Genomic DNA, 25,166 nt, shown 5'->3' on the forward strand with positions numbered 1-25,166 from the left:
GGACGGCAGGCTAGACCGGCCGGATCACCCTCGCGCGCCGGCAGGTAACGTGCCGACGTGGGAAGCGAGGACGATCTGCGGCTGTTGCGGGCCTTCGAGCCGGTCAAACGGTTCACGCAGGGGGAATACTTCTTCCCGGTCTCGGCCGAGCGGTACGTCGCCCAGGCCGGCCTGTGGGGGTTCGAGGCCGGCGAGAGCGCGATCGAGCAGGTGGCGCCGGGCGGGCTGACGCTGGCCGGGCTGGCCGAGGCGGGCGGCGCCGGGCAGGGGCTCCGGCTGTCGCTGTCGGGGATCGGCCACAGCCGCCGGCACCTCGGCACGGCCCACATCCCGCTGCGGGAACGGCCCTCGCATCTGCCGCGGGCCAGCCGGCTCGCCTCGGTCGGGCTGACGGCCCGGTTCATCGACACCGCCAACAAGGTGTCGCTGCTCTTCCGGGGCAGCGTGCCGGGCGGCAGCGCGGCCCGCTCGTGGCTGCTTCAGCGCGACCATTTGCAGCCGGACCGGCCCACGTACTACGGCCGGGTGCTGCGGGACGACCCGTGGATCGTCTGCCAGTACTGGTACTTCTACAGCTTCAACAACTGGCGGTCGGCGTTCGGCGGGGTCAACGAGCATGAGGCCGACTGGGAGCAGGTGACCGTCTACCTCGACGGCAGCGAGCCCGGCCCGGACGGGCTGCCCGCGCCGCGCTGGGTGGTCTTCTCGGCCCACGACGAGACCGGCGACGACCTGCGGCGGCGCTGGGACGACCCGGACCTGAGCCTGGTCGGCGGGCGGCATCCGGTGGTCTACGTCGGGGCCGGCTCGCACTCGGGCGCCTATCTGCCGGGCGACTACCTGATCACCGTACGGCCGCTGCGGTTGCGGGGTCTGGTCGGCGCCCTGCGCTGGTCGGGCCGGCTGTTCGCGCCGTGGGCGAACGAGGGGGAGCACGGCCTCGGCATTCCGTACGTCGACTACGCCCGCGGCGACGGCCGGGCGATCGGCCCGGGGCAGCCCGAGGCGTGGAATCCGGTCGTCATCGACGAGGACACCCCGTGGGTACGGGACTTCCGCGGCCTGTGGGGGCGGGACACCCGCGACCGGCTGGGCGGCGAGCGCGGCCCGGCCGGCCCCCGCTACGAGCGGGACGGCACACCCCGCCAGTCCTGGGCCGACCCGGTCGGGTGGGCCGGTCTGGCCAAGGTCGCCCCGAACGCCCGGGCCGAGCGGGCACTGATCGAACGCCGTACGCGCGACAACAACGACCGGCTGACGGCACTCGACGCCGAGATCGTGACCGTGCGCGGCCAACTGGCCCAGGCTGCGGCCGGCCTGCCGGTGGCCTCGCCCGAGGTGCGGGCGCTGTTGCCCGAGGAGCGCCGGCTGCTGGCCCTGCGCATGGAACGCACCCGCCTGGCCGACGAGCAGGCCCGCACGGCCACGGCCGAGGCGGTCGCCCAGCCGCCGCACGCTCACCTGAGGCACCGGCGCCTGCCCATGCAACCGGCGGTGGGGCCGCGCGCCCGGATCCTGTCGTGGTGGGCCGTGATCAGCACCCCGCTGATCCTGTACGCGCTCGGTGCGGCCATCTCCCCGCTGGCCACGGGCGGTGTCGACATCGCCGCGATCTGGCTGCTGGGCCTGCTCTGCGTGGAAGGCCTCGTCCGCGGGAAGCTGCTGGCCGTCCTGTTGCGGCTCCTGCTGACCGCGGCCGCCCTGGCCCTGCTGGTCGTGCTGTGGTTCGAGGGCCGCTACGTGCTGGCGTTCGGGTTCTTCGCCGCCGCGGCCGCGGTGCTGCTGGTCAATGTGCGCGAGGCCTGGCGGCGCTAGTTCCGTTGGGCGTCGTGGTGCTGGTCGAGCAGGGCCTCCAGGCGCTCGGCGGGCATCGGGCGGGCCAGGTGGTCGCCCTGGCCGAGGCGGCAGCCGGCCGTCTGGGCCGCGTCCAGGTCGGCGCCGTCGGCCAGGCCCTGGGCGATCACGTCGAGTCCCAGGCGGCGGCCCAGGGTGACCGCCACGTCCATGACCGCGCCGGGCTGCCGGAACGACACGTCCGGGTCCAGCACCTCGCGGTCGATCTTGAGCAGGTCGATCGGGAGGATGCGCAGGCGGCTCAGCGTGGTCGGGCCGGTGCCGAAGTTGTCGACGGCGGTGCGCACCCCCTCGGCGCGCAGCCGGCCCAGCGCGGCCGCGATGTCCTCGACCGCAGGCTGGTGGGCTTCATCGCGTACGTCGGAAAGGTGGTGCTCGGCGATCTCGAGCACCAGGGCGGTCGGCGGCAACTGGTGCTGCTCCAGCGCCGTGTGCAGGGCGGCCTGGAACGCGGGGTCGACCAGCTCGCGCGGCCGGATGTCGATCCCCAGCCAGAGCTCGCCGTGCCGCTGCCGCCAGCCCGCCAGCAACCGGCACGACCGCTGCAGCACGCCCTGCCCGACCTGGGCCAGCAGTCCCAGATCCTCGGCCAGGGTCAGCAGCTCCTCGGCCGGCACCACGCCGACCGTCGGATGCCGCCAGGCCGGAACCGCCTCGACCCCGGCCGGTACGCGGCCGGGCAGCTCGAAGATCGGCTGGAAGCTCAGGTCGATCTCGCCCCGGGCGACCGCTCCCGGCAGATCCTGCTCCAGCGTCGAGCGGCGCATCAGCCGGGCTTCCATCTCGGCCTCGTACCACTCGACCGCGCCCGGCGGTCCCGACCGCACCGACCGCAGGGCCAGCGACGCCCGCCGGATGACCTCGTCGGTGTCGTCCTCGCCGGTCAGGTCGGCCAGCCCGGCCCAGGCCGACAGGTGCGAAACCGTACGCCCGGCCAGGTAGGGCGCCGACAAGGCGTTCACCAGCTGCCCGGCCATCAGATGGGCGCGTACCGCCCCGCAGTGGGTCAGCACCGCGAACCGGGTCTCGGTCAGGCGGGCCGGCACATCCGCGTCACCGACCCGGGAGCGCAGCCGCCGGGCCGCCTCGACCAGCACCACCTCGGCCAGGTCGCGGCCGTGCACGTCGCCGACCGCGGTCAGCCCGCCCAGCTCGACCACGATCATCGCGGCCGCGTCGGGGATCAGGTCGGCCGCCCGCAGCAGGCCCTCCCAGTTGGCCAGGCCGGTCTGCCGGTCGAGGTGGGTGGCCTGGCTCAGCGCCTGCTCGAGGTCGCGGGTGTTGGTGACGTCCCGGATGTGCACGACCAGCGTGTGACCGGGCTCGGCCGGGTCGGCGCCGTTGGTGGTCCACTCGGTCTCGCGCCAGCGGCCGAAGCCGTCGCGCAGCCGCACCGGCCGGGCGCTCGCCTGCGGCCTTTCCATCCGCTCGTTGAGGAAGGTGTGGACGGCCTCGACCTGATCCGGGTGCACGAGCACGGACACCGCGCGGCCCAGCACCTCCTGGTCGGACAGTCCGAACTGGCGGGCGGCGGCCGGGGACTGCCAGCGCACGGCCAGGTTGGCGTCGAGGATCATGGCCACCTCGGCCGAGCCGAACGTCAGGCTGCGCAGCCGGTTGCCCTGGTCGGTGAGGTGGCGGGCCTGCCGGCGCAGCACGGTCGCCGACACCCACTCCCGGGTCGCCACGGCCGTGACCGCGACGGCGCCCAGCATGATCGAGATGGAGTCGATCCGGCCGCCGTTGATCAGGTGGTAGACGGTGGCCAGGGCGCCGCCGAGGATCAGCAGCCCGAGCAGCGGGAAGCTGGCCGTGGACTCGCTGCCGGGCGGCGGCACCGGGCGCGTGTCGGGCGCGACCCGCACCGAGCCGTGCCACAGCCCCACCGCGGCCACGTTGATGGCGGCCGCCGCGGCCAGCCCGGCGATCACGGCGTTGACCTGGCCCGGGAAGTCACGGGCGATGACCAGCGCGGTCAGCCCGGTCAGCGACAGCGCCGCCGCGGTGCCGCACCACTGCAGCGCGGCCCGATGACGCAGGGCATGCACGCCGGTGACGGCCGCGACCGCGATGGCCCCGCCACCGAAGATCAGCGCGGTGATCGAGGCGCCCCGCCGCTCACCCACGGTGAACAGCAGCATCCACCCGACGTAGACCAGGCTGGCCCAGACGCCGAGAGTGTCCAGCCCGACCCGCAGCCGGGCCAGCCCGTCCCGCCGCTGAGCCGGCCGCAGCAGGGCCGGCAGATAGAGCGCCGCCACCAGGAAGACGCAGACCAGCGGGATCTCCGCCGCCAGCGGCACGCCACCGACCAGCATCTCCGGCTCGATCAGCGCGGCCAGCCCACTGCCGAGCCCGCCCAGCGCGGTCAGCCCGGCCCCACCGGCCAGGGCGTAGGCACGCGGACGAGGCCCGGCCGCCTGTCCGGTCCAGGCGGCGCGAGCCATCCGCACGGCGATGACGCCGGAGCAGCCGGCCAGCAGACCGGCGACCACACCTTCCATACAAGTCGTCCAGATGATTCCGAGGGGTTTCTGCTCCAACGAGCGACCGGGCCGGCGGTTACGCCCCCTTGACGCCCGGCGCCGGCGATCGGCCGAATATACCCACGGCCTCCGGAGAGCAAGTGTCGATGGCGCTGGTCGGCGCCGGCCTACGCGGCCGCGAGTACACGAAGCACGCTACGGCGAGTGGCCTGGCCCGGGTCGTCGCGGTGGCCGAGCCCGACGCGGACCGCCGGTCGCTGATCGCGAGCACTTACGACATCGCGCCGTCGTCGGTCTTCACCACCTGGGAAGACCTGGCCGCGGCCGGCCGCCTCGCCGACGTCGCCGTGGTGACCACCCAGGACAGAATGCACGCCGATCCCGCCGTGGCCCTGACCGGCCAGGTTTATCACCTGCTGCTCGAGAAACCGATGGCCCCGACCAAGGCCCGGCTCGGGTCGGCCCCGGCCTCGGTGGCCTCGTTCGGCGGCCTGGCCCACTTCCGGCCCGAGAAGCGGCCGGCCGGGGCGGGGGAGCGTTGCGTCGACTGCGCGGCGGAGCCGTCGTGCCCCTACTCGGCCGTACGCCTCTATCGGCGCTGCCTGGCCGAGGGATCACGGTGGCCGCTGTCCGCCGTCACCGACGAGCGCACCGACGACGCGCTGATGCTGGCCCTGCGCGAGGGCCCGTACGGCCGATGCGTCTACGACTGCGACAACGACGTGGTCGACCACCAGGTCGTCGCGATGCAGTACCCCGGTGGCAAGACCGCGACGTTCACCATGACCGCGTTCACGCCCATGCAGGGGCGGCAGACGCGGATGTTCGGCCGCCACGGCAGCATCGAGGGCGACGGCCGCACCCTGCGGGTCACCGACTTCCGCACCGGCGTGAGCGAGACCGTCGAGGCGGGCGGCGCGTCCGGCGGCCACGACGGCGGCGACGAAGCTCTGGTGCACGCCTTCCTCGGCGCGGTCGCGCACGGCGACCCGTCCCGGCTCAGCTCGGACATGGCGACGAGCCTGGCCTCGCACCGGGTTGTCTGGGCGGCCGAGCGGGCGCGGCTCAGCGGCTCGGTTGTGACGTTGTGAGGCGGGTACATTCCGGCCATGGACGTTGTGGTGGTGGGGGCCGGGGTGGCCGGGTTGTCGTGTGCTCGGGCGCTCAGTGAGGGCGGGGCCCGGGTGCGGGTGGTCGAGCGGGGGCGGGTGGTCGGCGGGCGACTGGCCAGCAAGCGCTTCGACGGCCGGTACGCCGATCTGGGGGCCGCCTATTTCGTCGCCGACGATCCGGACTTCGAGACCCAGGTCGCGTCGTGGGAGGCGCGGAAACTGGCCCGGCCGTGGACCGACACGCTGCGGGTCTATCCGGGCGGGGAGCCGAGCACCGGGCCGGTGCGGTGGGCGGCGCCGGGCGGGCTGCGGTCGCTGGCTGCCGACCTGGCCGACGGCCTCGACGTCCGGCTGTCGACCACGCTCGACGCGGTGCCCGAGGACGCGGACGCGGTCGTGCTGGCCATGCCCGGGCCGCAGGCCCTGCGCCTCGACCCGCCGCCGGCCATCAGAGCCGCGGCAGAGGCGCAGACGTGGCGCCCGGTGATCGCTGCCGTCCTGACCTATCCCGCCCGCGAGTGGGGTGACCTGCGCGGCGCCTTCGTCAACGACCACCCCGTCCTGGCCACCGTCTGCGACGACGGCGACCGCCGCGGCGACGGCGCCCCGGTGCTGGTCGCGCACTCAACGGCCGAGCTGGCCGCCCAGCACCTCGACCACCCGGAGGCCGCCGGCCCGATCCTGGCCGAAGCCGTGGGCGAGCTGCTGAGCTTGAAAAGCCGGCCCGAGGTGCACGTCCACCGCTGGACCTACGCCCAGCCCGAACAGGTCGACGGCTCGTTCGCCCACGACGGCCGCGTCTGGCTGTGCGGCGACGCCTTCGGCAAGCCGCGCGTGCAAACCGCCTGGCTCTCCGGCCGCGCCGTGGCCCGAGCCCTGCTGGGCTGAGCCTCAACGCGCGGCCGTGCGCAACGTCAGCGCGCCGGCCGCCGCGGCAGGTAGCGGAAGAACGCCAGCCCCATGCAGGCCAGCGCCAGAACCAGGGCGACAACGACGTACGCGAACGAGTAGTCCCAGTCGTCCGGAACGAGCTGCGCCAGCGCCAGAAGCATGAGACCCGCACCGGCGCACAAGGGGTACATGCCGGCGTCCCGGGTGGACCGGAACGCGGCTCGAGCTTTGGCGGACAGGCGGCCGGTGGCCAGCACGTAGCCGCCGTGGACGGCCAGGCCGAGGCCGGCGAGCAGCACGGCCAGCGCGAGCCAGAAGGTCAGTCCCATGCGGGTTGATCTACCCAGCGGCGCGCTCGGGCATGCCGTCCAGCAGCTGGGCCAGGTGCACGGCCGGGCGGTCGCGCAGGTCGGCCACCTGGGTGCGGCACGAGAAGCCATCGGCCAGGACGACCGCGTCGGGCGCCGCGTCCAGGGCGGGCAGGAGGTTCTGCTCGGCCACGGCCACCGACACGTCGTAGTGGCCGATCTCGACGCCGAAGTTGCCGGCCAGGCCGCAGCAGCCGGCCAGCCGCTTCACCTGGGCGCCGGTCGAGGCGAGCAGGTCGGCGTCGGCCTTCCAGCCCAGGACGGCGTGGTGGTGGCAGTGCGGCTGGGCCACCACCGAGACGCCGGAGAGGTCGGGCGGCGTCCAGTCCGGCGTCTCGGCCAGCAACTCGGCCAGGGTGCGCACCGACTTGGCCACCACGGCGGCGTCGGCCGAGCCGGGCAGCAACTCGTTCACGTCCGAGCGCAGGACCGCCGTACACGAGGGCTCGATGCCGACGATCGGAATGCCGGCCCGCGCGTCGGGCGCGAGCGCGTCGACCGTACGGGAAAGAATTTTCTTGGCCGAGTCGAGCTGGCCCGTCGTGATCCAGGTCAGGCCGCAGCACACCGACCCCGACGGCAGCCGCGGTTCGTAGCCGGCCGCGCGCAACACCCGGACCGTCGCCTCGGCCACCTCGGGCGAGAACGAGTCCGAGAACGAGTCTGCGAAAAGGATCACCGGCTTCGGCCCTGAAACGGCTTTGAACGTACGGCGGAAGGGCTTGCGGGCGAAGGCCGGGACCGACCGTCGCTTGTCGACACCGGCCAGCCACAGCGCCAGGTTCCGGATGCCCGGCAGCCGCGTGCCCAGGTTGGCCAGCCGCGGCGTCCACCCGGCGATCCGGGCCCAGAACGGCAACTTGCCCAGCGTGTAGTGCGACCGCGGCCGCAGTTTGCCTTGGTACGTCTGGTGCAGCACCTCGGATTTGTAGGTGGCCATGTCGATGCCGGTCGGGCAGTCCGACGCGCAGCCCTTGCACGACAGGCAGAGATCGAGCGAGTCGTGCACCGCCGGATCCGACCACGACAGCTCGCCCCGGACGACCTCTTGCAGCACCCGCGCCCGGCCCCGCGTCGAGTCCTTCTCCTCGCGGGTGGCCAGGTACGACGGGCACATCACGCCGTTGGCGGCCGAGTTGTCGGCCCGGCACTTGCCGACGCCGGTGCAGCGGTGCACGGCCTGGGCCAGGTCGCCGCCGTCGTGCGGGTAGGCCAGCGCGAGCGCCTTGACCGGGAAGTGCCCGGCCGGCCGCACGTCGGCGTCGATCGGATCGGGGTCGACCAGCACGCCCGGGTTCAGCAGGTTGCCCGGGTCGAACGCGTGCTTGATGCCCTTGAACAGCGCGATCGCGTCCGGCGAGTACATGTGCGGCAGCAGTTCGGAGCGGGCCCGCCCGTCGCCGTGCTCGCCCGACAGCGACCCGCCGAACTCGCCGACCAGCTTCGCGGCGTCGACCACGAAGTCCCGCACGACCTCCGTGCCGCCGGGCTGGTCGAGCGGGAAGTCCAGCCGGACGTGCATGCACCCGTCGCCGAAGTGCCCGAAGGGCGCCGAGGTCATTCCGTACGTGGCCACGAGCTCGTCGAAGCGGGCGAGGTACGCACCCAGCCGCTCCGGCGGCACCGCGGCGTCCTCCCACCCGGGCCAGGCCGGCCGCTCTGACGGGGCTCGACCGGCCAGCCCGGCGCCGTCCTCGCGGATGCGCCACAGACGGGCCTGCGTCGCCGGATCGGTCACCACCAGGGCGTCGTCGGCGATGCCGTCCTCGGCCAGCTTGCGCGCCCGGGCCTCGACCTCGCCCAGCTCGTCGCCCGCGAGCTCGACGAACAGCCAGGCCCCACCTCGCGGCAGCGGCGGCACGGCGGCCGGGCCGCGCCGCGCCCGCAGCACGTCCAGCAGCCGGGAATCCAGCCCCTCGCACGACGTCGGCCCGTGCGCCACCACGGCGGGGGAGGCCTCGCCCGCGGCTACGATGTCGCGGAACCCGAGCACCACGACGACGCGGACGGGGGAGTCGACGACCAGCTTCACTGTCGCCTTGGTGATGACGGCGAGCGTCCCCTCCGAGCCCACCATGGCCTGGGTGAGGTCGAACCGTTCCGGCAGCAGGTGCTGCACCGCGTAGCCCGAGACCTGCCGCCCGAACCGGTCGAACTCGGTGCGCGCGGTGGCCAGGTGCTTCCCGACGACCGCCTTCACGCCGTCGACGGCCGGGCCTTGCGGCTCGGTGGTGCTGATGACGTCGCCGGCCGCGGTCAGCAGCTCGAGCCCGGCCACATTGTCGGAGGTCCGCCCGTACGCCAAAGAGCGTGACCCGCAAGCGTTGTTGCCGATCATGCCGCCGATAGTGCAGCGCGGGTGCGTCGACGGGTCAGGCCCGAACCGCACGCCGTGCGGGGTGACCGCCTTCTGCAGCACCGCATGCACCGTGCCCGGCTCGACCACCGCCGTCCGCGCCGCCGGGTCGATCTCGAGCACGCGGTTGAGGTGCCGCGAGAAGTCGAGCACGATGCCGCGCCCGACCGCATTGCCGGCCACCGACGTGCCCGCCCCGCGCGACGTGAACGGCGTCCCCGTCTCACGCGCGACCGCCAGCGCCGCCGCCACCTCGTCGACGTGCCGCGGCCGCACCACGGCAAGCGGCGGAATCCGGTAGAGCGAGGCGTCCGACGCGTACATGCCCCGCGTGCCCGCATCGGCCCGAACCTCGAGCCCTGCCCGTCCCAGTGCCGCCACCACGTCGTTCATAGGTAACATGTTACTCATGCCGTCGCTCGTCCTCCCACCGGAGGCTCCGTCCCTGGCCGAGGCCGTCGCTCTCGCCGTGCGCGAGGGGATCGCCGCCGGGGAACTCCGGCCCGACACCACGTACTCGGTCTATCAGCTGGCCGGGCTGCTCGGCGTCTCGCGCAGCCCGGTCCGTGAGGGCATGCTGCGCCTGGCCGAGGCGGGCCTGGTCGAGATCCGGCGCAACCGGGGGTTCCGGGTGCTGCCGCCGCGCGCCCACGACATCGAGGAGATCGTCGAGATCCGCCTCGCGCTCGAGCCCGCCGCCGCCCGCAAGGCCGCCCTGTACGGCACCGACGAGCAGCATGCCGCCATCCGGGCCGCGCTCGACGCCATGGCGGTGGCCGACGAGGCTGCCTTCTGGCCGGCCGACCGCTCCCTGCACGATCTGCTGCTCCGCGCGGCCGGCAACGGGCGCGCGGCGGCCATCGTCGCCCAGCTGCGCGAGACGACCGCGCTGCTCGGGCCGCCCACGACGGCCAGCGGCCGCACGCTGGCCGAGATCCACGCCGAGCACGAGCCGGTCGTCGCGGCCGTCCTGGCCCGCGACGGCGCCGCCGCCGAGGCGGCAATGCGTACGCACCTCGAAGCGACGGGAGCCCTGCTGGTCGCCCGCCTGGTGACGGCATGAGCGTCAAGGACCGGGCCGTCGCGTACGGCTACGGGGCCGCGTGGCGGCTGATCGGGGCCATGCCGGAGCGGGCGGCCTACCGCCTGTTCGACCGCATCGCCGACCGTCTGTGGAAGCGGCGGACCACCCAGGTCCGGCAGTTGGAGGCGAACCTGCTCCGGGTCCTGGGCCAAGACACGACGCCGGAGGCGCTCGCTGCGATGTCCCGCCGGGGCATGCGGTCGGCGCTGCGCTATTACTGCGAGGCGTTCCGGCTCAACCGGTGGGACCGCAACCGCATCCTGGACAGCCTCGACATCGCGGACGAGGACCGTACGCGCCTCGCCGCCGCGATCCGTTCGGAGCGCGGGGTCGTGCTGGCGCTCGGCCACACCGGGAACTACGACCACGCCGGCGCCTGGCTCATCGCGACCCACTCGATCGAGTTCACCACGGTCGCCGAGAACCTGAAGCCCGAGGCGGTCGCCGAACGGTTCTGGGACTACCGGCGGCGGCTCGGGATGGAAGTGCTGCCGCACGACGGCGGGGCGTCCGTCGTCGGCACCCTGGCGCGGCGGCTCCGGGCCGGCGGCACCGTCTGCCTCGTCGCCGATCGCGACCTCAGCGCCACCGGAGTTCCGGTGAACTTCTTCGGCGAGACCACCCGCATTGCCGCCGGCCCGGCCGCGCTCGCGGTGCTGACCGGATGCGCGCTGCACCCGGTCAACCTGTGGTACCCGGCCCCGGGCCGGATGGGCATCAGAGTCCATCCGGCCATCCCGGTCCCGCCCGACGGCACCCGTCAGCAGAAGATCGCCACGATGACGCAGGCGCTGGCCGACGCCTACGCGGAGGGCATCGCCGCCCATCCCGAGGACTGGCACATGCTGCAGAAGTACTTCCTGGCCGACACCTGAGCCGTCACCGGCCCACCACCGCGCTGGGCTCCTCCGCGATGTCCGTCTCGTCCTCGGCGGCCGACGGGTCGACCGGCTGCGAGTCGTCGATGACGCTGCGCAGCTCTTGCAGCTGCTCGGTGTGGACGGGCGGCACGGCGCCCGCGTCGGTCAGGGCACGGGCCGGCTCGTTGAGGAAGACGCGGCGGACGACGCGTTCCGCGGCGTGGCCGTCGTCGAGGTAGCAGAAGCGGTCGCGGAACACCTTGCGGGTGGCGGCGGCCGTCTCGCCGAACACCTCGCCCGAGACGAACAGGTCGACCAGTTCCGACTCGGTGCGCGCGGCCACGCCCGGGCCCTCGGTGAACACGTCGAGGTAGGCGCCGCGATTGGCCTTGTACTTCTTCCAGTCGGCGGCGTAGATGGCCAGCGGCCGGTCCAGGACGGCGTAGTCGAACATGACCGACGAGTAGTCCGTGATCAGCGCGTCCGCGGCCAGATAGATGTCCTCGACGCTGGGGTAGCCGCCGAGATCGATCACCCGCGGGTGGGTGCCGGACACGTGCGAGCGGTCGAAGTGGTGCACCCGCACCAGCAGCACCGTCTCGGCCGGCATGCGGTCGATGAAGCGCTCGACGTTGAGCAGGGCGTCGCTGCCGAACTCGTAGTCGCGGTAGGTCGGCAGGTAGGCCACGGCAACCTGCCCGGGCTGGAGCCCGAGCCGCTCGCGGGCGGCCTGCACGTCAGCCGGGGTGGCAGTGGCCAGCCGGTCGTTACGCGGGTAACCGGTTTCGAGCGTTTCGTAGTCGCACGGGTACGCCCGCTCCCAGACCTCGGTGGTGTAGGCGTTCGGGCTGACGCTGTAGGTCCAGCGGTCGCACCGCTTGAGCAGCCAGTTCATGTTCATGCCCTGGATGCCGGCCGGAAACTTCAGCTGGTCGACGCCCATCGCCTTGACCGGCGTGCCGTGGTTCGTCGACAGGTGCACGGCATCGCGCCGCTTGATCACCCAGCCCCCGAAGTTGACGTTCGTGACCAGGTATTTGGCCCGCGCCATGGTCCGGTAGTGCTCGAGCGTGCCCATCGTCACCGTCGCCACACCGGGCGGCATGGTGCCTTCCGCGCCCGGCTTGACCTCCCAGACCCCGCGTACGCCGGGAGCGAGCTCGCCCATCTTCTCGTACACCGCACGCGGGTTGCACTCGTAGCCCTTGCCCCAGTAGGCCGAGAAGACGGCCAGCTGGGGGTCGATCGGCCGACGGACCTGGAACCGGTAGTAGAGCATCCGCAGACGACTGCGCAGCCGCACCGTGCGCTGGGCCCGGCCGGCCCAGGACCGCCCGGCGCCGGCCAGGGTGAGCGCGAACCACAGGATCCGCCACAGGGCGTACGAACCACTCGCGGCCACCCGCTGCCGGCGCCCTTCCGTCCCGCCCGGCGGCTGGTAGCCGCCCCGCGGCAGGTGCCGCCGGTATGCGTCGGTCAGCGCGCCGAAGAACTCGCGGCGATCCCCCTTGGCCACTCGCTCGCGGTTCTCGAGCACGAGCAGGCACTGGTAGAGCATCCGCCCGAAGACCAGCGCGCGGAACGGTTCGGCCCGCTCGCCGATCTTGTCCAGGTGCTGGAACAGCAGGTCGTACTGGCCGAAGACCTCGAAGTGGCGGCGGCCCGGGGTGGAGGTGATGGCGCCGCGCCGGCGCTGGCGGTAGTAGATGCAGACGCGGTCGAGGACCGCCATCCGGTCGGCCAGGATGAGCACCGGGTAGCCCACCGGCACGTCCTCGTACAGCCCGGTCGGGTAGGTGATCTCGTTGTCGAGCAGGAAGCGGCGCCGGTAGATCTTGTTCCAGGCCACGTGGAACACCCTGATCATGTTGGGGTGCTCGGCCAGGGTGAAGACGCGGGGCAGATTCTCGGACCGGACCAGGCTCGAGAACTTGCTGCGCCGGCTGTTGTTGTTCCACCAGACCTTCGCGTAGTCGACCATCAGCACGTCCGGGTCGGCCGCGATCAGGCGGTCGGCCACCGCGGCCAGGGCGCCGGGCGCGATCCAGTCGTCGCTGTCGATGAACCAGACGAACTCGCCCGTCACGTGCTTCATCCCGGCGTTGCGGGCCTCGCCCAGGCCGACGTTGTGGTCCAGGTGGACGACCTTGACCCGTTCGTCCCGGGAGGCGTACTCGTCGAGGATCGCGCCGCTGTGATCCGGTGAGCAGTCGTCCACGGCGATCACCTCGACGTCGGTGAACGCCTGCTCGAGGATCGAGTCGAGGCATTCCCGCAGGTAGGCCTGGACCCGGTAGACCGGAAGAACAACACTCAAGAGGGGCATGTGGTTGACACCTTTGATCGAGCGATCGATCCGGGCGCACGGGCCACCGCCGGACGCTTCCCCGTGCCCCGAGCCGATCAGGCGGAGGGGGTTTCCGCCTTGCCGGACAATGGCGGCGTGACGCTATCAAAGCGATCACCGGCAGATCAGTTGCCTGTAATCCGCCGTTCATCTACCGAGCCCAATTTGGCTACCTTGGCGCAGGTTGCGAGGAAAGTTCAGTCCGTTCGGCCGATCCCATCGACCTGATCGTATGAGAGCCATCGCCGGGAATAGGCTCTTCGCCCCCGATGTTCCGTCGCGCGAGGCGAAATTTCAGCAAGGAGAGCGACACCATGACCGACGGATCAGCGACTGTCGTGGTGATCGGGGGCGGTCAGTCCGGGCTCTCCGCGGCCTACCACCTGCAGCGACGCGGCCTGGACTTCGTCGTGCTGGACGCCGAGCCGGCCCCGGGCGGCGCGTGGCGGCACCGCTGGGAGTCGCTGCGGATGGCCACCGTGAACGGCATCTTCGACCTGCCCGGGCTGCCCAAGCCGCCGCTCGACCCGGCCGAGCCCAGCAACACCGCCGTGCCGCGCTACTTCGCCGAGTTCGAGCGCAAGTTCGACCCGCCCATCCTGCGGCCGGTGACCGTGACGGCCGTGCGCCGGTCCGGGCCGTCGTTCATCCTCGAGACCACCGCGGGGCTGTGGCGCGCCGAGGCGATCATCAACGCCACCGGCACCTGGACCAACCCGACCCGCCCGATCTATCCGGGACAGGAGACGTTCCGGGGCCTTCAACTGCACACGTCCGACTACGTGTCGGCCGAGCAGCTGGCCGGGCGCCGGGTCGCGGTCGTCGGCGGCGGCATCTCGGCCGTGCAGCTGCTCGAAGAGGTGTCCCGCTCGGCCCGGACCTTCTGGTACACGCGGCGCGAGCCTTTCTTCCGTACGGACGGCTTCGAGCCCGAGGTGGCCGGCCGCGAGACCATCGCCAAGGTGATCGCCGATGTCGAGGCGGGCCGCCCCACCGGCAGCGTCGTCTCGTACACCGGGCTCGCCTGGACCTCGTACGCGCTGGAAGCCAAGAGGCGCGGCGCGCTGGAACGCCGACCCATGTTCACCGCGATCGAGCCCACCGGCGTCCGTGAGGCCGACGGCAGCTTCACCAGCGTCGACACGATCCTGTGGGCCACCGGCTTCAAGGCCGCCCTGGCCCACCTCGACCCGCTGGGGCTGCGCAACGAGGCCGGCGGCATCCGGATGATCGGCACGCAGGTCGTGGGGGAGCCGCGCATCCACCTCATCGGGTTCGGTCCGTCACAGTCGACCGTCGGCGCCAACCGCGCGGGCCGCGAAGCGGTGGCCGCGGTGGTGAAAACCCTCACCCGCGAGCCGGTGACAATGGGGGACAGCACTACTTGACATTTGATCAAACGCGTCGAAAGGAATTGTGAGCAGCGGCAATTCCGGGTTCGAAAGGCACGGGCCAGGGCAGAGAACCGGCGTCCGAATATCGCACCGAGCGAAAGAAGAATGCGATGCCTTTCGTCACCACCCCCGACGGAGTCGAGATCTACTACACCGAGCAGGGAACGGGACAGCCGGTGGTGTTCAGCCACGGCTGGCCGCTCAGCTCGGACGCCTGGCAGGTCGAGCTGAAGAAATTCGCCGACGCCGGCTACCGGGCCATCGCGCACGACCGCCGCGGCCACGGCCGGTCGGAAAAGACGTACAGCGGAAACGACATGGACACGTACTGCCGTGATCTGAATGCCGTTGTCGAGGCGCTCGATCTGCGCGACATCATTCTGATCGGCCATTCCACCGGCGGCGGCGAGGTCGTCCGTTACGCCGCCCAGTACGGCCAGCCCCAGGGCCGGGTGGCCAAGGTCGTCACGGCCGGCGCCGTCCCGCCGATCATGGTCAAGTCCGACGCGAACCCGGACGGCCTGCCGATCGAGGTCTTCGACGGCATCCGGGCCGGCGTGCTCAGCGACGCCTCGCAATTCTGGAAGGACCTGTCGGAAAGCTTCTTCGGCGCCAATCACGGCCGCGATGTCAGCCAGGGCGCCAAGGACGATTTCTGGCGTCAGGGAATGCTGGTCAACCTGGCCGCCGCGTACGACTGCGTGAAGGCATTCTCCGAGACCGACTTCACCGAAGACCTGAAGGCTCTGACCGTTCCCATTCTGATCTGCCAGGGTGACGACGACCAGATCGTCCCCATCAAGGACGCCGCGCTGAAGTCCATCAAACTGGTCAAGGACGGCACGCTCAAGGTCTACGAGGGCGCCCCGCACGGCATTCAGGGCGACTACCAGCAGAAGCTCGACGCCGACATTCTCGAGTGGATCAAAAACTGATTTCCGTACGAGGAACGCCGGGCCCGCCGTCGTCGGTGAGCCCGGCTTCCCTCTTTCCCGCCTTCGTAAGAATCAGCGCATCGACTGCCCGTACACGTGGTCGACCCGCAGCACCAGCAGCACCCGCCGGTCGGACACCATGACCTGCCGGTACTCGTCCCAGTCCGGGTGCTCGCCGGCCGCCCGCCGGTAGTAGTCGACCAGCGCCTCGACCTCAGGCCCGTTCGGGTCGTCGGACGGCCCGATCAACTCGACCGCGCCCTCGGCCGTGGCCCACGCCCAGCCGTCCGGGTGGGTCACCTCAAGAGCGGCTCGCGGATCACGCCGTACGTTGGCGGTCTTCGCTCTTCCCTCGGTGACCGAGACGTAGATCTTGCCGGCGTCCTGGTCGTAGAACGGGGTGACGGGGGAGAGCTGCGGCAGTCCGTTCGCCTTGATGGTGGCCAGCACGCCGAGGCGGCTTTCGGCCAGCAACGCCTTCGGATCGAAGTCAGTCATACCGCATTGTCCCGCGGGTGAACTCCTGGTTCCTAAACTTGATTTGTTCCAATCTAGGGGTCTAGGGTTCTGCGGGTGATGGTCGACTTCGAGGCGCAGCTCCGGGCCGCCTCGCTGCGCGTGACGAGGCCGCGGCTCGCGGTTCTCGCCGCCCTGCACGACCACGCGCACGTCGACACCGACACCGTGATCGCGCTCGTGCGGGCCGATCACCCCAGCGTCTCCCACCAGGCGATCTACGATGTGCTGCGTGCGCTCACCGAAGCCGGGCTGGTGCGCCGCATCCAGCCCGCCGGCGCGACCGCCCGCTACGAGACGCGGGTGGCGGACAACCATCACCACGTCGTGTGCCGCTCGTGCGGCGCCATCGCCGACGTCGAGTGCGTCGTCGGCCATGCCCCCTGTCTCACCGCCTCGAACAATCACGGCTTCGTGATCGACGAGGCGGAGGTCGTCTATTGGGGCGTCTGCCCCGACTGTTCGGTTCACCATTCGGAAGGAAGCTGATGAGCGACACCCAGGACAACGACGTCTCCGCCAGCGCGCAGGGAGTCGACGACAAGGCGGCGGCCGGCTGTCCGGTCGCGCACGACTCGGTGACGGCGCACGGCAGCGAGAGCGAGAACCCCGCGATCGACTCGCCCAAGCCGAAGACCGGCGGCCGTCCCCACAGCAACCGGGACTGGTGGCCCAACCAGCTCGACCTCTCCGTGCTGCACGCGCACTCGTCGAAGGCCAACCCGCTCGGCCCGTCCTTCGAGTACGCCAAGGAGTTCGCCAAGCTCGACGTCGCGGCCCTCAAGCGCGACATCACCGAGGTGCTGACCACCTCGCAGGACTGGTGGCCGGCCGACTTCGGCCACTACGGCGGCCTCATGATCCGCATGAGCTGGCACGCCGCGGGCACCTACCGCATCCAGGACGGCCGCGGTGGCGCCGGTGACGGCGGTCAGCGCTTCGCCCCGCTCAACAGCTGGCCCGACAACGCCAACCTGGACAAGGCGCGCCGCCTGCTGTGGCCGGTGAAGCAGAAGTACGGCCAGAAGATCAGCTGGGCCGACCTGCTCGTGCTGGCGGGCAACGTGGCCATGGAGTCGATGGGCTTCAAGACCTTCGGCTTCGGCTTCGGCCGGATCGACACCTGGGAGCCGGAAGAGATCTTCTGGGGCCCCGAGGACACGTGGCTCGGCGACGAGCGCTACGTCTCGGACAACACGATGGCCGAGGGCGTCGGCGCCACCGAGATGGGCCTCATCTACGTCAACCCCGAGGGCCCGCGCGGCAACGCCGACCCGGTGGCGGCGGCCCACTTCATCCGCGAGACGTTCGCCCGCATGGCCATGAACGACGAGGAGACCGTCGCCCTCATCGCCGGCGGCCACACCTTCGGCAAGACGCACGGCGCGGCCCCGGCCGACAACCACGTCGGCCCCGAGCCCGAGGGCGCCCCGATCGAGGCGCAGGGCCTGGGCTGGCTGAGCACGCACGGCAGCGGCAAGGGCAAGGACACCATCACCAGCGGGCTCGAGGTCACCTGGACCGACAAGCCGACGCAGTGGAGCAACCGCTTCTTCGAGATTCTCTTCGGGTACGAGTGGGAGCTCACCACCAGCCCGGCCGGCGCCAAGCAGTGGGTGGCCAAGACCACCGACGAGATCATCCCGGACGCGTTCGACCCGGCCAAGAAGCACCGCCCGACGATGCTGACCACCGACCTGTCTCTGCGCATGGACCCGACGTACGAGAAGATCTCGCGCCGTTTCCTCGAGAACCCGGACGAGTTCGCGCTGGCCTACGCCAAGGCCTGGTACAAGCTGCTGCACCGCGACATGGGCCCGGTCAGCCGCTTCCTCGGCCCCGAGGTCGCCGAGCCGCAGCTGTGGCAGGACCCGGTTCCCGCCGTCGACCACGAGCTCGTGGGTGACGCCGACGTGGCCGCCCTCAAGGCCAAGGTGCTCGAGTCCGGCCTCACGGTCGCCCAGCTCGTGCAGGCCGCGTGGGCCTCGGCCGCCAGCTTCCGCTCCACCGACAAGCGCGGCGGCGCCAACGGCGCCCGCATCGCCCTCGAGCCCCAGCGCAGCTGGGAGGTCAACCAGGGCGTGGCGGCCACGATCGACGCCCTCAAGGGCATCCAGCAGGAGTTCAACGCGGCCGGCGCCGCCAAGATCTCGCTGGCCGACCTGATCGTGCTGGCCGGCTCGGCCGCCGTCGAGAAGGCCGCGAAGGACGCCGGCGCCGAGGTGACCGTGCCGTTCCGCCCGGGCCGCACCGACGCCACCCAGGAGCAGACCGACGTCGACTCGTTCCGCGTCCTCGAGCCCCGCGCCGACGGCTTCCGCAACTACCTGCGGCCGGGCGAGAAGACCCAGCCCGAGGTGCTGCTGATCGACCGGGCGTACATGCTCAACCTGACCGCCCCCGAGCTGACCGTGCTGCTCGGCGGTCTGCGGGCCCTCGGCAACAACGTCGGCGGCTCGCAGCACGGTGTGCTGACCGACAAGCCGGGCGTGCTCACCAACGACTTCTTCGCCAACCTGCTCAGCCCCGGCACCCGCTGGACGGCGTCGAAGGACGAGGAGCACATCTACGAGATCCGCGACCTGGCCACCGACCAGGTGAAGTGGACGGCCAGCGCGGTCGACCTCATCATCGGCTCGAACTCGCAGCTGCGGGCCCTGGCCGAGGTCTACGCCAGCGACGACGCCCGCGACAAGTTCGTGGCCGACTTCGTCGCCGCCTGGACGAAGGTCATGGAGCTCGACCGCTTCGACCTCGTCTGATTTCCCGTACGAAGTGACGGGCCCGGCCACTCAGGCCGGGCCCGCTGCTTTTACTGACCGTCGCGCCGGATGACCACTTTGGACGGCGCCTCGGTCCAGGCCGCCACCTCGCCGCCGGCCAGGCAGACGACCAGGCAGCCGTCGGCCCCCGCCACCGCCCACGACTCCGCCTCGGCGTGGGGCCCGACGCACAGGTCGAACCCGCCCTCGAAGCTGAGCGCCAGCTCGCCGCTGTCGCCCACTTCCGCCGTACGCACCACGTCCCCCAGCAGCAGGCCGAGCGCATCCGAGGGGCGGTCGCCGGGCTCGATCTCGACCCGCCCGACCGGACCGCCCAGCCGGGCCACGACCTCGATCATCACCCGCGTGTCACCCGAGAAGCCGAGCACCAGAGCCGGTCCGAGCTGCACGTAGTCCAGCCTCTGCCCGGCGAGCAGCTCGACCGCTCCCGCCCCCTGCGGACACCGTCCCGCCACCGCGGCTGGCACCATGACTACCTCGTTCTGCTCGTCGGAATCAGCGACCGCAGAAACGTAACTCCCGCTTTCATAAAGGATCCTTAAAGCGGAACAGTAAACAATACTTTCGGTAAATCCATCGCCCTTTGTCTATTTATTCGGGCGGGGAACTTCCGCGCCGCCGGCAGCGACTCATGAACCGTGCGGAGAAGTCTGGTGGCAGCGGGTGCGGCGGCCGTCGTCGCCCTGATCGCGGCGTTGCGGTTCGGCGGGGCGGTGGACGGCACGGTGCTGCCCGGCATCCCGAGCCCCGGCCCGGTCACCGAGTGGGCACTGCCCGTGCTGACGATGGTGGCGACCGTGCTCGGCGTGCTGACCGTCGGCCTCACCGCCACCGCGGCCTTCCTGTTGCCGGGCGACGGCCGCAGCGTCGCCGCCCACGGCTGGCTCCTGTTGCGACGCACGACCTGGCTGGCGCTGTTGTGGACGGCCACGTCACTGGCTCTGGTCGCCTTCACCGTGTCCGACGTGCTGGGTGTGCCGGTCGACCGGCTCGGCCGCTCGTCGGTGCTGAGCTTCGCGTTCTCGGTCTCGCAGGGGCAGTCGCTGATGTGGCAGGCCGGCCTCGCGCTCGCGGTGGCCGTCGCCTCGCGGGCCGGGCTGTCGCGCGGGGCCGCCGCGGTGACGGCCGTTCTGGCTCTGGCCGCGGTGCTGCCGCCCACTTTCACCGGTCACTCGGCCGGCGCGGGCAATCACCAGCTCGCCGTGAGCAGCCTGGCCCTGCACGTGCTGGCGGCGTCGCTCTGGGTGGGTGGTCTGGCCGGGCTTCTTCTCGTACGGCGTCATCGCCGTTTCAGTGAGACGGCGGGCCGCTACAGCCGGCTGGCCCTGGCCTGTTTCGTGGCCACCGCCGTCAGCGGCGTCGTCAACGCCGGGGTCCGGCTGGGGGAGTGGGGTGCAGTCTTCACTTCCCGGTACGGGGCTCTGGTGCTGCTCAAAGTGGTCGCCTTGCTCGCCGTGGGGGCGATCGGCGCCGCGCATCGAGCCCGCACGCTGCCGGCGCTGCGGGCGAGTGCTCCTTGGTCCTTCGTACGGCTGGCCGCGGGCGAACTGGTCGTGCTGGGCGCAGCCGTGGGCCTGGCCGTCGCCCTGTCGCGCAGCCCCACGCCGGTGCCCGAGACGGCGGTGGAACCCGACCCGCTCGTGGAACTGCTGGGCTTCGCCCGACCGGGGCCGCCCACCGCCGTACAGATGCTGGGAAACCCGCTCCCGGACATGTTCTTCCTGACGGTGGTCGCGCTCGGCATCTTCTTCTATCTGGCGGGCGTACGCCGGATGCGCCGCGCCGGCCATCACTGGCCTTTGAGCCGTACGCTGTCGTGGGTCGGCGGCCTGCTGGTGCTCGGTGCGTTCACCTGCCTCGGCGTGGCGAAGTACGCGTACGTATTGTTCAGCGCCCACATGGTGCAGCACATGGTGCTCTCGATGGTGGTGCCGATCCTGCTCGTCGGCGGCGCCCCCGTCACTTTGGCCCTGCGCACGCTGCGCCGCCCGGCCGATCCGCAAGTGCGTGGCGCCCGTGAATGGCTGCTGATCGCCTTGCACAGCCGCGCGATGCGGTTGCTCAGCCATCCGCTGGTCGCGCTCGGCATCTATGTGGCCGGCCTGTACGGGCTCTACATGGGCGGGCTGCTCGGCACGCTGATGCGGTACCACCTCGGGCACCTGGCCATGCTGGTCCACTTCGTGCTGGCCGGCTACCTGCTGTTCTGGGTGCTCATCGGCGTCGACCCGGGCCGCCGCCGCGTCCACCCGGCGCTGCTGGTCATCGTGCACTTCCTGGCCATGGTGGCGCACGCGTTCTTCGGGTTCGTGCTGCTGCAGTCCACGACGGTCATCGCCGCCGACTGGTACACCGCCGTGCACCCGCCGTGGGCGTCGTCCCTGCTGGCCGACCAGCATCTGGGCGCGGGCCTGGCCTGGGCCTTCGGTGAGCTCCCGGCCGCGGCGATCCTTCTTCTGCTCGTACGCCAATGGATCCGCTCCGACGAACGCGAGCAGGCCCGCCTCGACCGCGCCGCCGACCGGGCCGAGGCCTCCGGCGAGGACGACGACCTGGCCCGCTACAACGCCTTCCTGGCCGCCGCCGCCCACCCCACCTCCTACTCCACCGACCCCGCCGCGCGCTCGGCCGATGCCACTTCCCGCTCCGTCTCGCTCGCCCCCAGAGCCTCCTTCTCTGACGGCGCTGCCACCCCGCCGACATCCCGCTCTACCTCCTCGCCGACGCCCCGCTCTACCTCCTCGCCGACATCCCAACCTGCCTCCTCGCCAACATCTCAACCTGTCTCCTCGCCGTCATCTCAACCCGTCTCCCCGCCAACACCTCAACCCGCCTCCTCGCCCGACAATTCATGAAATCTCAGTTTCTGCCGGGAACTTTTTCGTTGCTCGATCAGACCAATGGGCATGCGAACCAACGTTCTTCGCGCGGCCGCCGCGCTCGCCGTGGCCACCCTCGGACTCGCCGGCTGTGGCGGCACCAGCAGTGACGCCGCGGCTCCGGCTCCGGCCCCTTCGGCCACCGCGGCCGCCTCCGCTTTGACCATCAAGGACCCGTGGGTGAAGGCCGGCCCGGCCGGCGAGATGACCGCCGCGTTCGGCACGCTGGTCAACGACACCGACGCCGACATCACCATCACCTCGGCCGAGTCCCCGGCGTCACCGCTCGAGCTGCACGAGATGACCATGAAGGACGGCAAGATGGTCATGCAGCCGAAGGAGGGCGGCTTCGTCGTCAAGGCCAAGGGCGACCACGAGCTCGCGCCCGGCGGCGACCACCTGATGTTGATGAAGCCCGCGAAGGCCATCGAGCCCGGCGACGAGCTGACCTTCACCCTGAAGCTGGCCGACGGCAACACCGTGCCGTTCACCGCCATCGCCAAGCCGTTCGCGGGTGCCGGCGAGAGCTACGACCCGGGCCACATGGCGCCGATGGAAAGCGCCGCTCCGTGACGTCTCGTCGCCACCTGCTGACCGGGGCCGCCGCGGCCGGTCTCGGCGCGGCGGCCGGCGGAGGCCTGGTCGCCGCCGCCCGCTCGGACACCCCCACCTCGGTCGCCGCAGTCGAGTCGCTGACCACCGGCACGTCCACGGTCCCGTTCTACGGCCCCCGCCAGGCCGGGGTGGCCGAGGACCCGCCCGCGCACGCCGCTTTCGTGGCGTTCACGCTGCCCGCCGGCACCGACCGGCGGGCACTCGGCCGGATGATGCGGCTGCTCTCCGACGACGCCGGGCGCCTGACCCAGGGCGTACCGGCGCTGGGGGACACCGACGCCACGCTCGCCCCGCTCCCGTCCCGCCTCACGGTGACCTTCGGATTCGGCACCGGCCTCTACCGCGCCGCCGGCCTCGAGTCACCCGTGGCCGACCTGCCCAAGTTCAAGATCGACCGCCTGGAGCAACGCTGGTCCGGCGGCGACCTGCTTCTGCAGATCTGCGCCGACGACCCGCTCACGGTCGCCCACACCCAGCGCATGCTCATCAAGGACGCCCGCCCGTTCGCCGCCGTCCGCTGGGTGCAGCAGGGCTTTCGCCGCAGCCCGGGCGTGCAGGCCCCCGAGCACACCCAGCGCAACGTCATGGGCCAGCTCGACGGAACCGCCAACCCGCGCGGCGCCGAGATCGACCCGGCCGTGTGGAACGACGACGGCTCGACAACCTTGGTCGTACGGCGAATGCGCGCCGAAATCGAGAAGTGGGACATCCTTTCCGTGGCCGACAAAGAAAACGCCGTCGGCCGCCGCCTCGACTCCGGCGCACCCTTGAGCGGCACCCAGGAACACGACGAGCCCGACTTCACCAAGCTCGACGCCAGCGGCCTCCCGGCGATGCCCGACTTCTCTCACGTGACCCGAGCCCGCGTCACCGACCCCAGCCTGAAGTTGCTCCGCCGCCCCTACAACTACGACGGCGTACCAAACGCGGCCGGCCAGCCCGACTCGGGCCTCATCTTCGCCTCGTACCAGAAGGACGTCGCCCGCCAGTTCATCCCCATCCAGCAACGCCTGGCCGACAAGGACGTCCTCAACGAATGGATCACCCCCATCGGCTCGGCCGTCTTCGCCATCCCACCCGGCTGCACCGACGCAGGCTGGATCGGCGACCAGGTCCTGGGATGAGGCTCGTCTCGCCGCTTGCGCGCGGTGCCCGCCTGCGGCCTCTGTCATCGGGACCGGCGGCGCCTCCCCATGCGGCCGGAGTGCGCCGCTTTCTCGTGGCAGCAGTCGCTTTCGTCGCGGTGCTGGCCGTCGCCTCGCCCGCCTGGGCTCATGCTCAACTGGTGGCGGCCACGCCATCCCAGGACGCCACCCTGACCGCGTCTCCCGCGACCGTGGAACTCACCTTCAGCGAAGACCTGAATCCCGAGTTCGTAACGGTGGCGCTCAGCAACGCGACCCGCCAACGCCTGCCCACGTCCACGCCGTCGGTGGCCGGGCCGACCGCGACGGTCACGCCCGGCGGCCCGCTTGTCGACGGCGTCTACACGGTCGCCTACCGCGTCGTATCGGCCGACGGTCATACAGTCCAAGGCTCGTACGATTTCACCGTGGGCACCCCGGCCCAGCCTGTCGCAGCGGCGCGGGCGAGCACCCCCAGTGGCCTCCCGTGGTTCGTTCTCGCCGGCCTCGGTGTGCTCGGGCTGGCGCTGGCCGGGGCCGCCGCCTACTTCTACGCCTTCGGCCGCCGGAAGCGCCCCTGACAGCCGCGGTGTGGCTCGATGCTCGGCGTTGCCGGCGAAACGCGTTGGCGGCGCGTTGTCCCCCGTAATGTGGCAGCGTGTTCGCGCTTGAGATGGGTTCCGGCACCCCGGTCGTGCTCCTGCACGGGTTCGGTCTCGACCATCGCAGCCTGCTCCCGCTGGATCCGATCTTCGAGCACTGGCGCCGCATTTACCTGGACATGCCCGGCGCGACCGCCACACCGGCGGGCGCGATCGCCAGCTCGCAAGAGGTGGCCGACGCGGTGGTGGCCGAGATCGTGGCCCATGTCGGCAAGGAGCCGTTCGCGGTTCTGGGCAGCTCGTTCGGCGGGATGATCGCTCGCTATGTGGCTCACGAGCTTCGTCCTCAGGTCCTTGGCCTGGCCACCCTGGCCGGCGTTTTTGTTGTCCCGCGGGCCGACCGAGCCGTGCCGCCCCGAACAGTCCTCAAGCACGAGCCCGACATCGTGCCGCTCCTGGGATCAGCCCTGCCCATGTACCGCGAAGACGCCGTGGTGGAGTCGACGGACGACGCGCGAGCTTTCGTGCAGTACGTCCTACCCGGCGTGGAGGGCGCCGACCAGGCCGCACTGGCCCGCATCGCCGCGAACTACTCGCTGGCCCGTGAACCGGAAGACGCCCACCCCGAGCCGTTCCTGCCGCCGGCCTTGCACATAACCGCCCGCCAGGATGATGTGGTCGGCTACACAGACGCTTGGAACCGCCTCGAGCACTATCCGCGCGCGTCCTTCGCTGTGCTCGATTCCGCTGGGCACAATGTGCTATTTGAGCAGCGCGCTCTGTGTGCCGCGTTAGTGGCTAACTGGCTGGCCCGGATCCGCCAGAACGTGTAGTTGGCGGGCTCAGGATTCGTGTCCGCTGCCACGGCTGCGGCTGAAAAGGCTTAAGACCCTGGGGCTTCGCCCCAGACCCCAACCGCCTGGGGAGATGGAAAAGACGTAACTGCGTGAGCTTGGCTGT

20 protein-coding genes are annotated in these 25,166 nt (G+C 71.4%); 14 read left to right on the top strand and 6 right to left on the bottom strand.

All coding sequences use genetic code 11. From position 1 onward, the window contains the following. Window positions 1-57: 57 nt before the first annotated feature. On the top strand, window positions 58-1,815 hold the full coding sequence (locus OWR29_RS04565; protein ID WP_267561128.1) for a hypothetical protein: 1,758 nt from the start codon (window positions 58-60) through the stop codon (window positions 1,813-1,815). On the opposite strand, the gene OWR29_RS04570 is transcribed toward OWR29_RS04565, so the two are convergent. Continuing rightward, window positions 1,812-4,358: an EAL domain-containing protein gene (locus OWR29_RS04570; RefSeq protein WP_267561130.1), complete on the bottom strand. Its 2,547-nt coding sequence runs from the start codon at window positions 4,356-4,358 to the stop codon at window positions 1,812-1,814. The genes OWR29_RS04565 and OWR29_RS04570 overlap by 4 nt on opposite strands. Window positions 4,359-4,486: 128 nt before the next feature. On the opposite strand from OWR29_RS04570, the gene OWR29_RS04575 reads away from it, so the two are divergent. Both OWR29_RS04575 and OWR29_RS04580 read left to right on the top strand, forming a co-directional pair. Continuing rightward, complete coding sequence (locus tag OWR29_RS04575) at window positions 4,487-5,431, top strand: Gfo/Idh/MocA family oxidoreductase (protein WP_267561131.1); 945 nt, start codon at window positions 4,487-4,489, stop codon at window positions 5,429-5,431. An 18-nt stretch (window positions 5,432-5,449) separates the two neighbouring features. Then, on the top strand, window positions 5,450-6,340 hold the full coding sequence (locus OWR29_RS04580) for an NAD(P)/FAD-dependent oxidoreductase (protein WP_267561133.1): 891 nt from the start codon (window positions 5,450-5,452) through the stop codon (window positions 6,338-6,340). A 26-nt stretch (window positions 6,341-6,366) separates the two neighbouring features. Here OWR29_RS04580 and OWR29_RS04585 read toward each other — a convergent pair whose 3' ends face one another. Continuing rightward, window positions 6,367-6,672, bottom strand: a complete 306-nt coding sequence (locus tag OWR29_RS04585; protein WP_267561135.1) for a hypothetical protein — start codon at window positions 6,670-6,672, stop codon at window positions 6,367-6,369. Between the two features lie 10 nt (window positions 6,673-6,682). Continuing rightward, a complete protein-coding gene (locus tag OWR29_RS04590) occupies window positions 6,683-9,460 on the bottom strand; it encodes an FAD-binding and (Fe-S)-binding domain-containing protein (protein ID WP_267561136.1) in 2,778 nt (925 codons plus the stop codon). 16 nt (window positions 9,461-9,476) lie between these two features. Here OWR29_RS04590 and OWR29_RS04595 point away from each other — a divergent pair, with 16 nt between their 5' ends. Together OWR29_RS04595 and OWR29_RS04600 are read left to right on the top strand one after the other, a co-directional pair. Then, entirely contained in the window at window positions 9,477-10,130 is a 654-nt protein-coding gene (locus tag OWR29_RS04595; protein ID WP_267561137.1) for a GntR family transcriptional regulator, read from the top strand. Continuing rightward, window positions 10,127-11,026 carry a phosphatidylinositol mannoside acyltransferase gene (locus OWR29_RS04600; RefSeq protein ID WP_267561138.1) on the top strand — a complete coding sequence of 300 codons (900 nt, stop codon included), beginning with the start codon at window positions 10,127-10,129 and terminating at the stop codon, window positions 11,024-11,026. The genes OWR29_RS04595 and OWR29_RS04600 overlap by 4 nt, the downstream gene beginning before the upstream one ends. A 4-nt stretch (window positions 11,027-11,030) precedes the next feature. Here OWR29_RS04600 and OWR29_RS04605 read toward each other — a convergent pair whose 3' ends face one another. Next, window positions 11,031-13,337 carry a bifunctional glycosyltransferase/CDP-glycerol:glycerophosphate glycerophosphotransferase gene (locus OWR29_RS04605; protein WP_267561140.1) on the bottom strand — a complete coding sequence of 769 codons (2,307 nt, stop codon included), beginning with the start codon at window positions 13,335-13,337 and terminating at the stop codon, window positions 11,031-11,033. 335 nt (window positions 13,338-13,672) lie between these two features. Between OWR29_RS04605 and OWR29_RS04610 the strand changes: the two genes are divergently transcribed. Both OWR29_RS04610 and OWR29_RS04615 read left to right on the top strand, forming a co-directional pair. Further along, entirely contained in the window at window positions 13,673-14,746 is a 1,074-nt protein-coding gene (locus OWR29_RS04610; RefSeq protein ID WP_267561142.1) for an FAD-dependent oxidoreductase, read from the top strand. A 116-nt stretch (window positions 14,747-14,862) separates the two neighbouring features. Next, the gene (locus tag OWR29_RS04615) at window positions 14,863-15,687 is read left to right on the top strand and encodes an alpha/beta fold hydrolase (RefSeq protein WP_267561144.1); all 825 of its coding nucleotides are present in this window, start codon (window positions 14,863-14,865) and stop codon (window positions 15,685-15,687) included. Between the two features lie 72 nt (window positions 15,688-15,759). Here OWR29_RS04615 and OWR29_RS04620 read toward each other — a convergent pair whose 3' ends face one another. Further along, complete coding sequence (locus OWR29_RS04620) at window positions 15,760-16,185, bottom strand: PPOX class F420-dependent oxidoreductase (RefSeq protein ID WP_267561145.1); 426 nt, start codon at window positions 16,183-16,185, stop codon at window positions 15,760-15,762. A 75-nt stretch (window positions 16,186-16,260) separates the two neighbouring features. Between OWR29_RS04620 and OWR29_RS04625 the strand changes: the two genes are divergently transcribed. Then, the gene (locus OWR29_RS04625; RefSeq protein WP_324291215.1) at window positions 16,261-16,692 is read left to right on the top strand and encodes a Fur family transcriptional regulator; all 432 of its coding nucleotides are present in this window, start codon (window positions 16,261-16,263) and stop codon (window positions 16,690-16,692) included. Beyond that, on the top strand, window positions 16,692-18,965 hold the full coding sequence (katG, locus tag OWR29_RS04630) for a catalase/peroxidase HPI (protein WP_267561146.1): 2,274 nt from the start codon (window positions 16,692-16,694) through the stop codon (window positions 18,963-18,965). The genes OWR29_RS04625 and katG overlap by 1 nt, the downstream gene beginning before the upstream one ends. Before the next feature lie 50 nt (window positions 18,966-19,015). On the opposite strand, the gene OWR29_RS04635 is transcribed toward katG, so the two are convergent. Next, window positions 19,016-19,456, bottom strand: coding sequence for a DUF6188 family protein (locus tag OWR29_RS04635; RefSeq protein ID WP_267561148.1), 441 nt, complete (start codon window positions 19,454-19,456; stop codon window positions 19,016-19,018). Between the two features lie 183 nt (window positions 19,457-19,639). Between OWR29_RS04635 and OWR29_RS04640 the strand changes: the two genes are divergently transcribed. From OWR29_RS04640 to OWR29_RS04660, 5 genes are all read left to right on the top strand, one after another. Next, window positions 19,640-21,841 carry a bifunctional copper resistance protein CopD/cytochrome c oxidase assembly protein gene (locus OWR29_RS04640; protein ID WP_267561149.1) on the top strand — a complete coding sequence of 734 codons (2,202 nt, stop codon included), beginning with the start codon at window positions 19,640-19,642 and terminating at the stop codon, window positions 21,839-21,841. 51 nt (window positions 21,842-21,892) lie between these two features. Next, window positions 21,893-22,438: a copper chaperone PCu(A)C gene (locus OWR29_RS04645; protein ID WP_267561151.1), complete on the top strand. Its 546-nt coding sequence runs from the start codon at window positions 21,893-21,895 to the stop codon at window positions 22,436-22,438. Next, window positions 22,435-23,604: a Dyp-type peroxidase gene (locus tag OWR29_RS04650; protein ID WP_267561152.1), complete on the top strand. Its 1,170-nt coding sequence runs from the start codon at window positions 22,435-22,437 to the stop codon at window positions 23,602-23,604. The genes OWR29_RS04645 and OWR29_RS04650 overlap by 4 nt, the downstream gene beginning before the upstream one ends. 95 nt (window positions 23,605-23,699) lie before the next feature. Next, entirely contained in the window at window positions 23,700-24,185 is a 486-nt protein-coding gene (locus OWR29_RS04655) for a copper resistance CopC family protein (RefSeq protein WP_267561153.1), read from the top strand. A 77-nt stretch (window positions 24,186-24,262) separates the two neighbouring features. Further along, entirely contained in the window at window positions 24,263-25,039 is a 777-nt protein-coding gene (locus OWR29_RS04660; RefSeq protein WP_267561154.1) for an alpha/beta fold hydrolase, read from the top strand. Window positions 25,040-25,166: the final 127 nt, after the last annotated feature.

This window comes from Paractinoplanes pyxinae (assembly GCF_026626335.1).
Classification (GTDB): domain Bacteria; phylum Actinomycetota; class Actinomycetes; order Mycobacteriales; family Micromonosporaceae; genus Actinoplanes; species Actinoplanes pyxinae.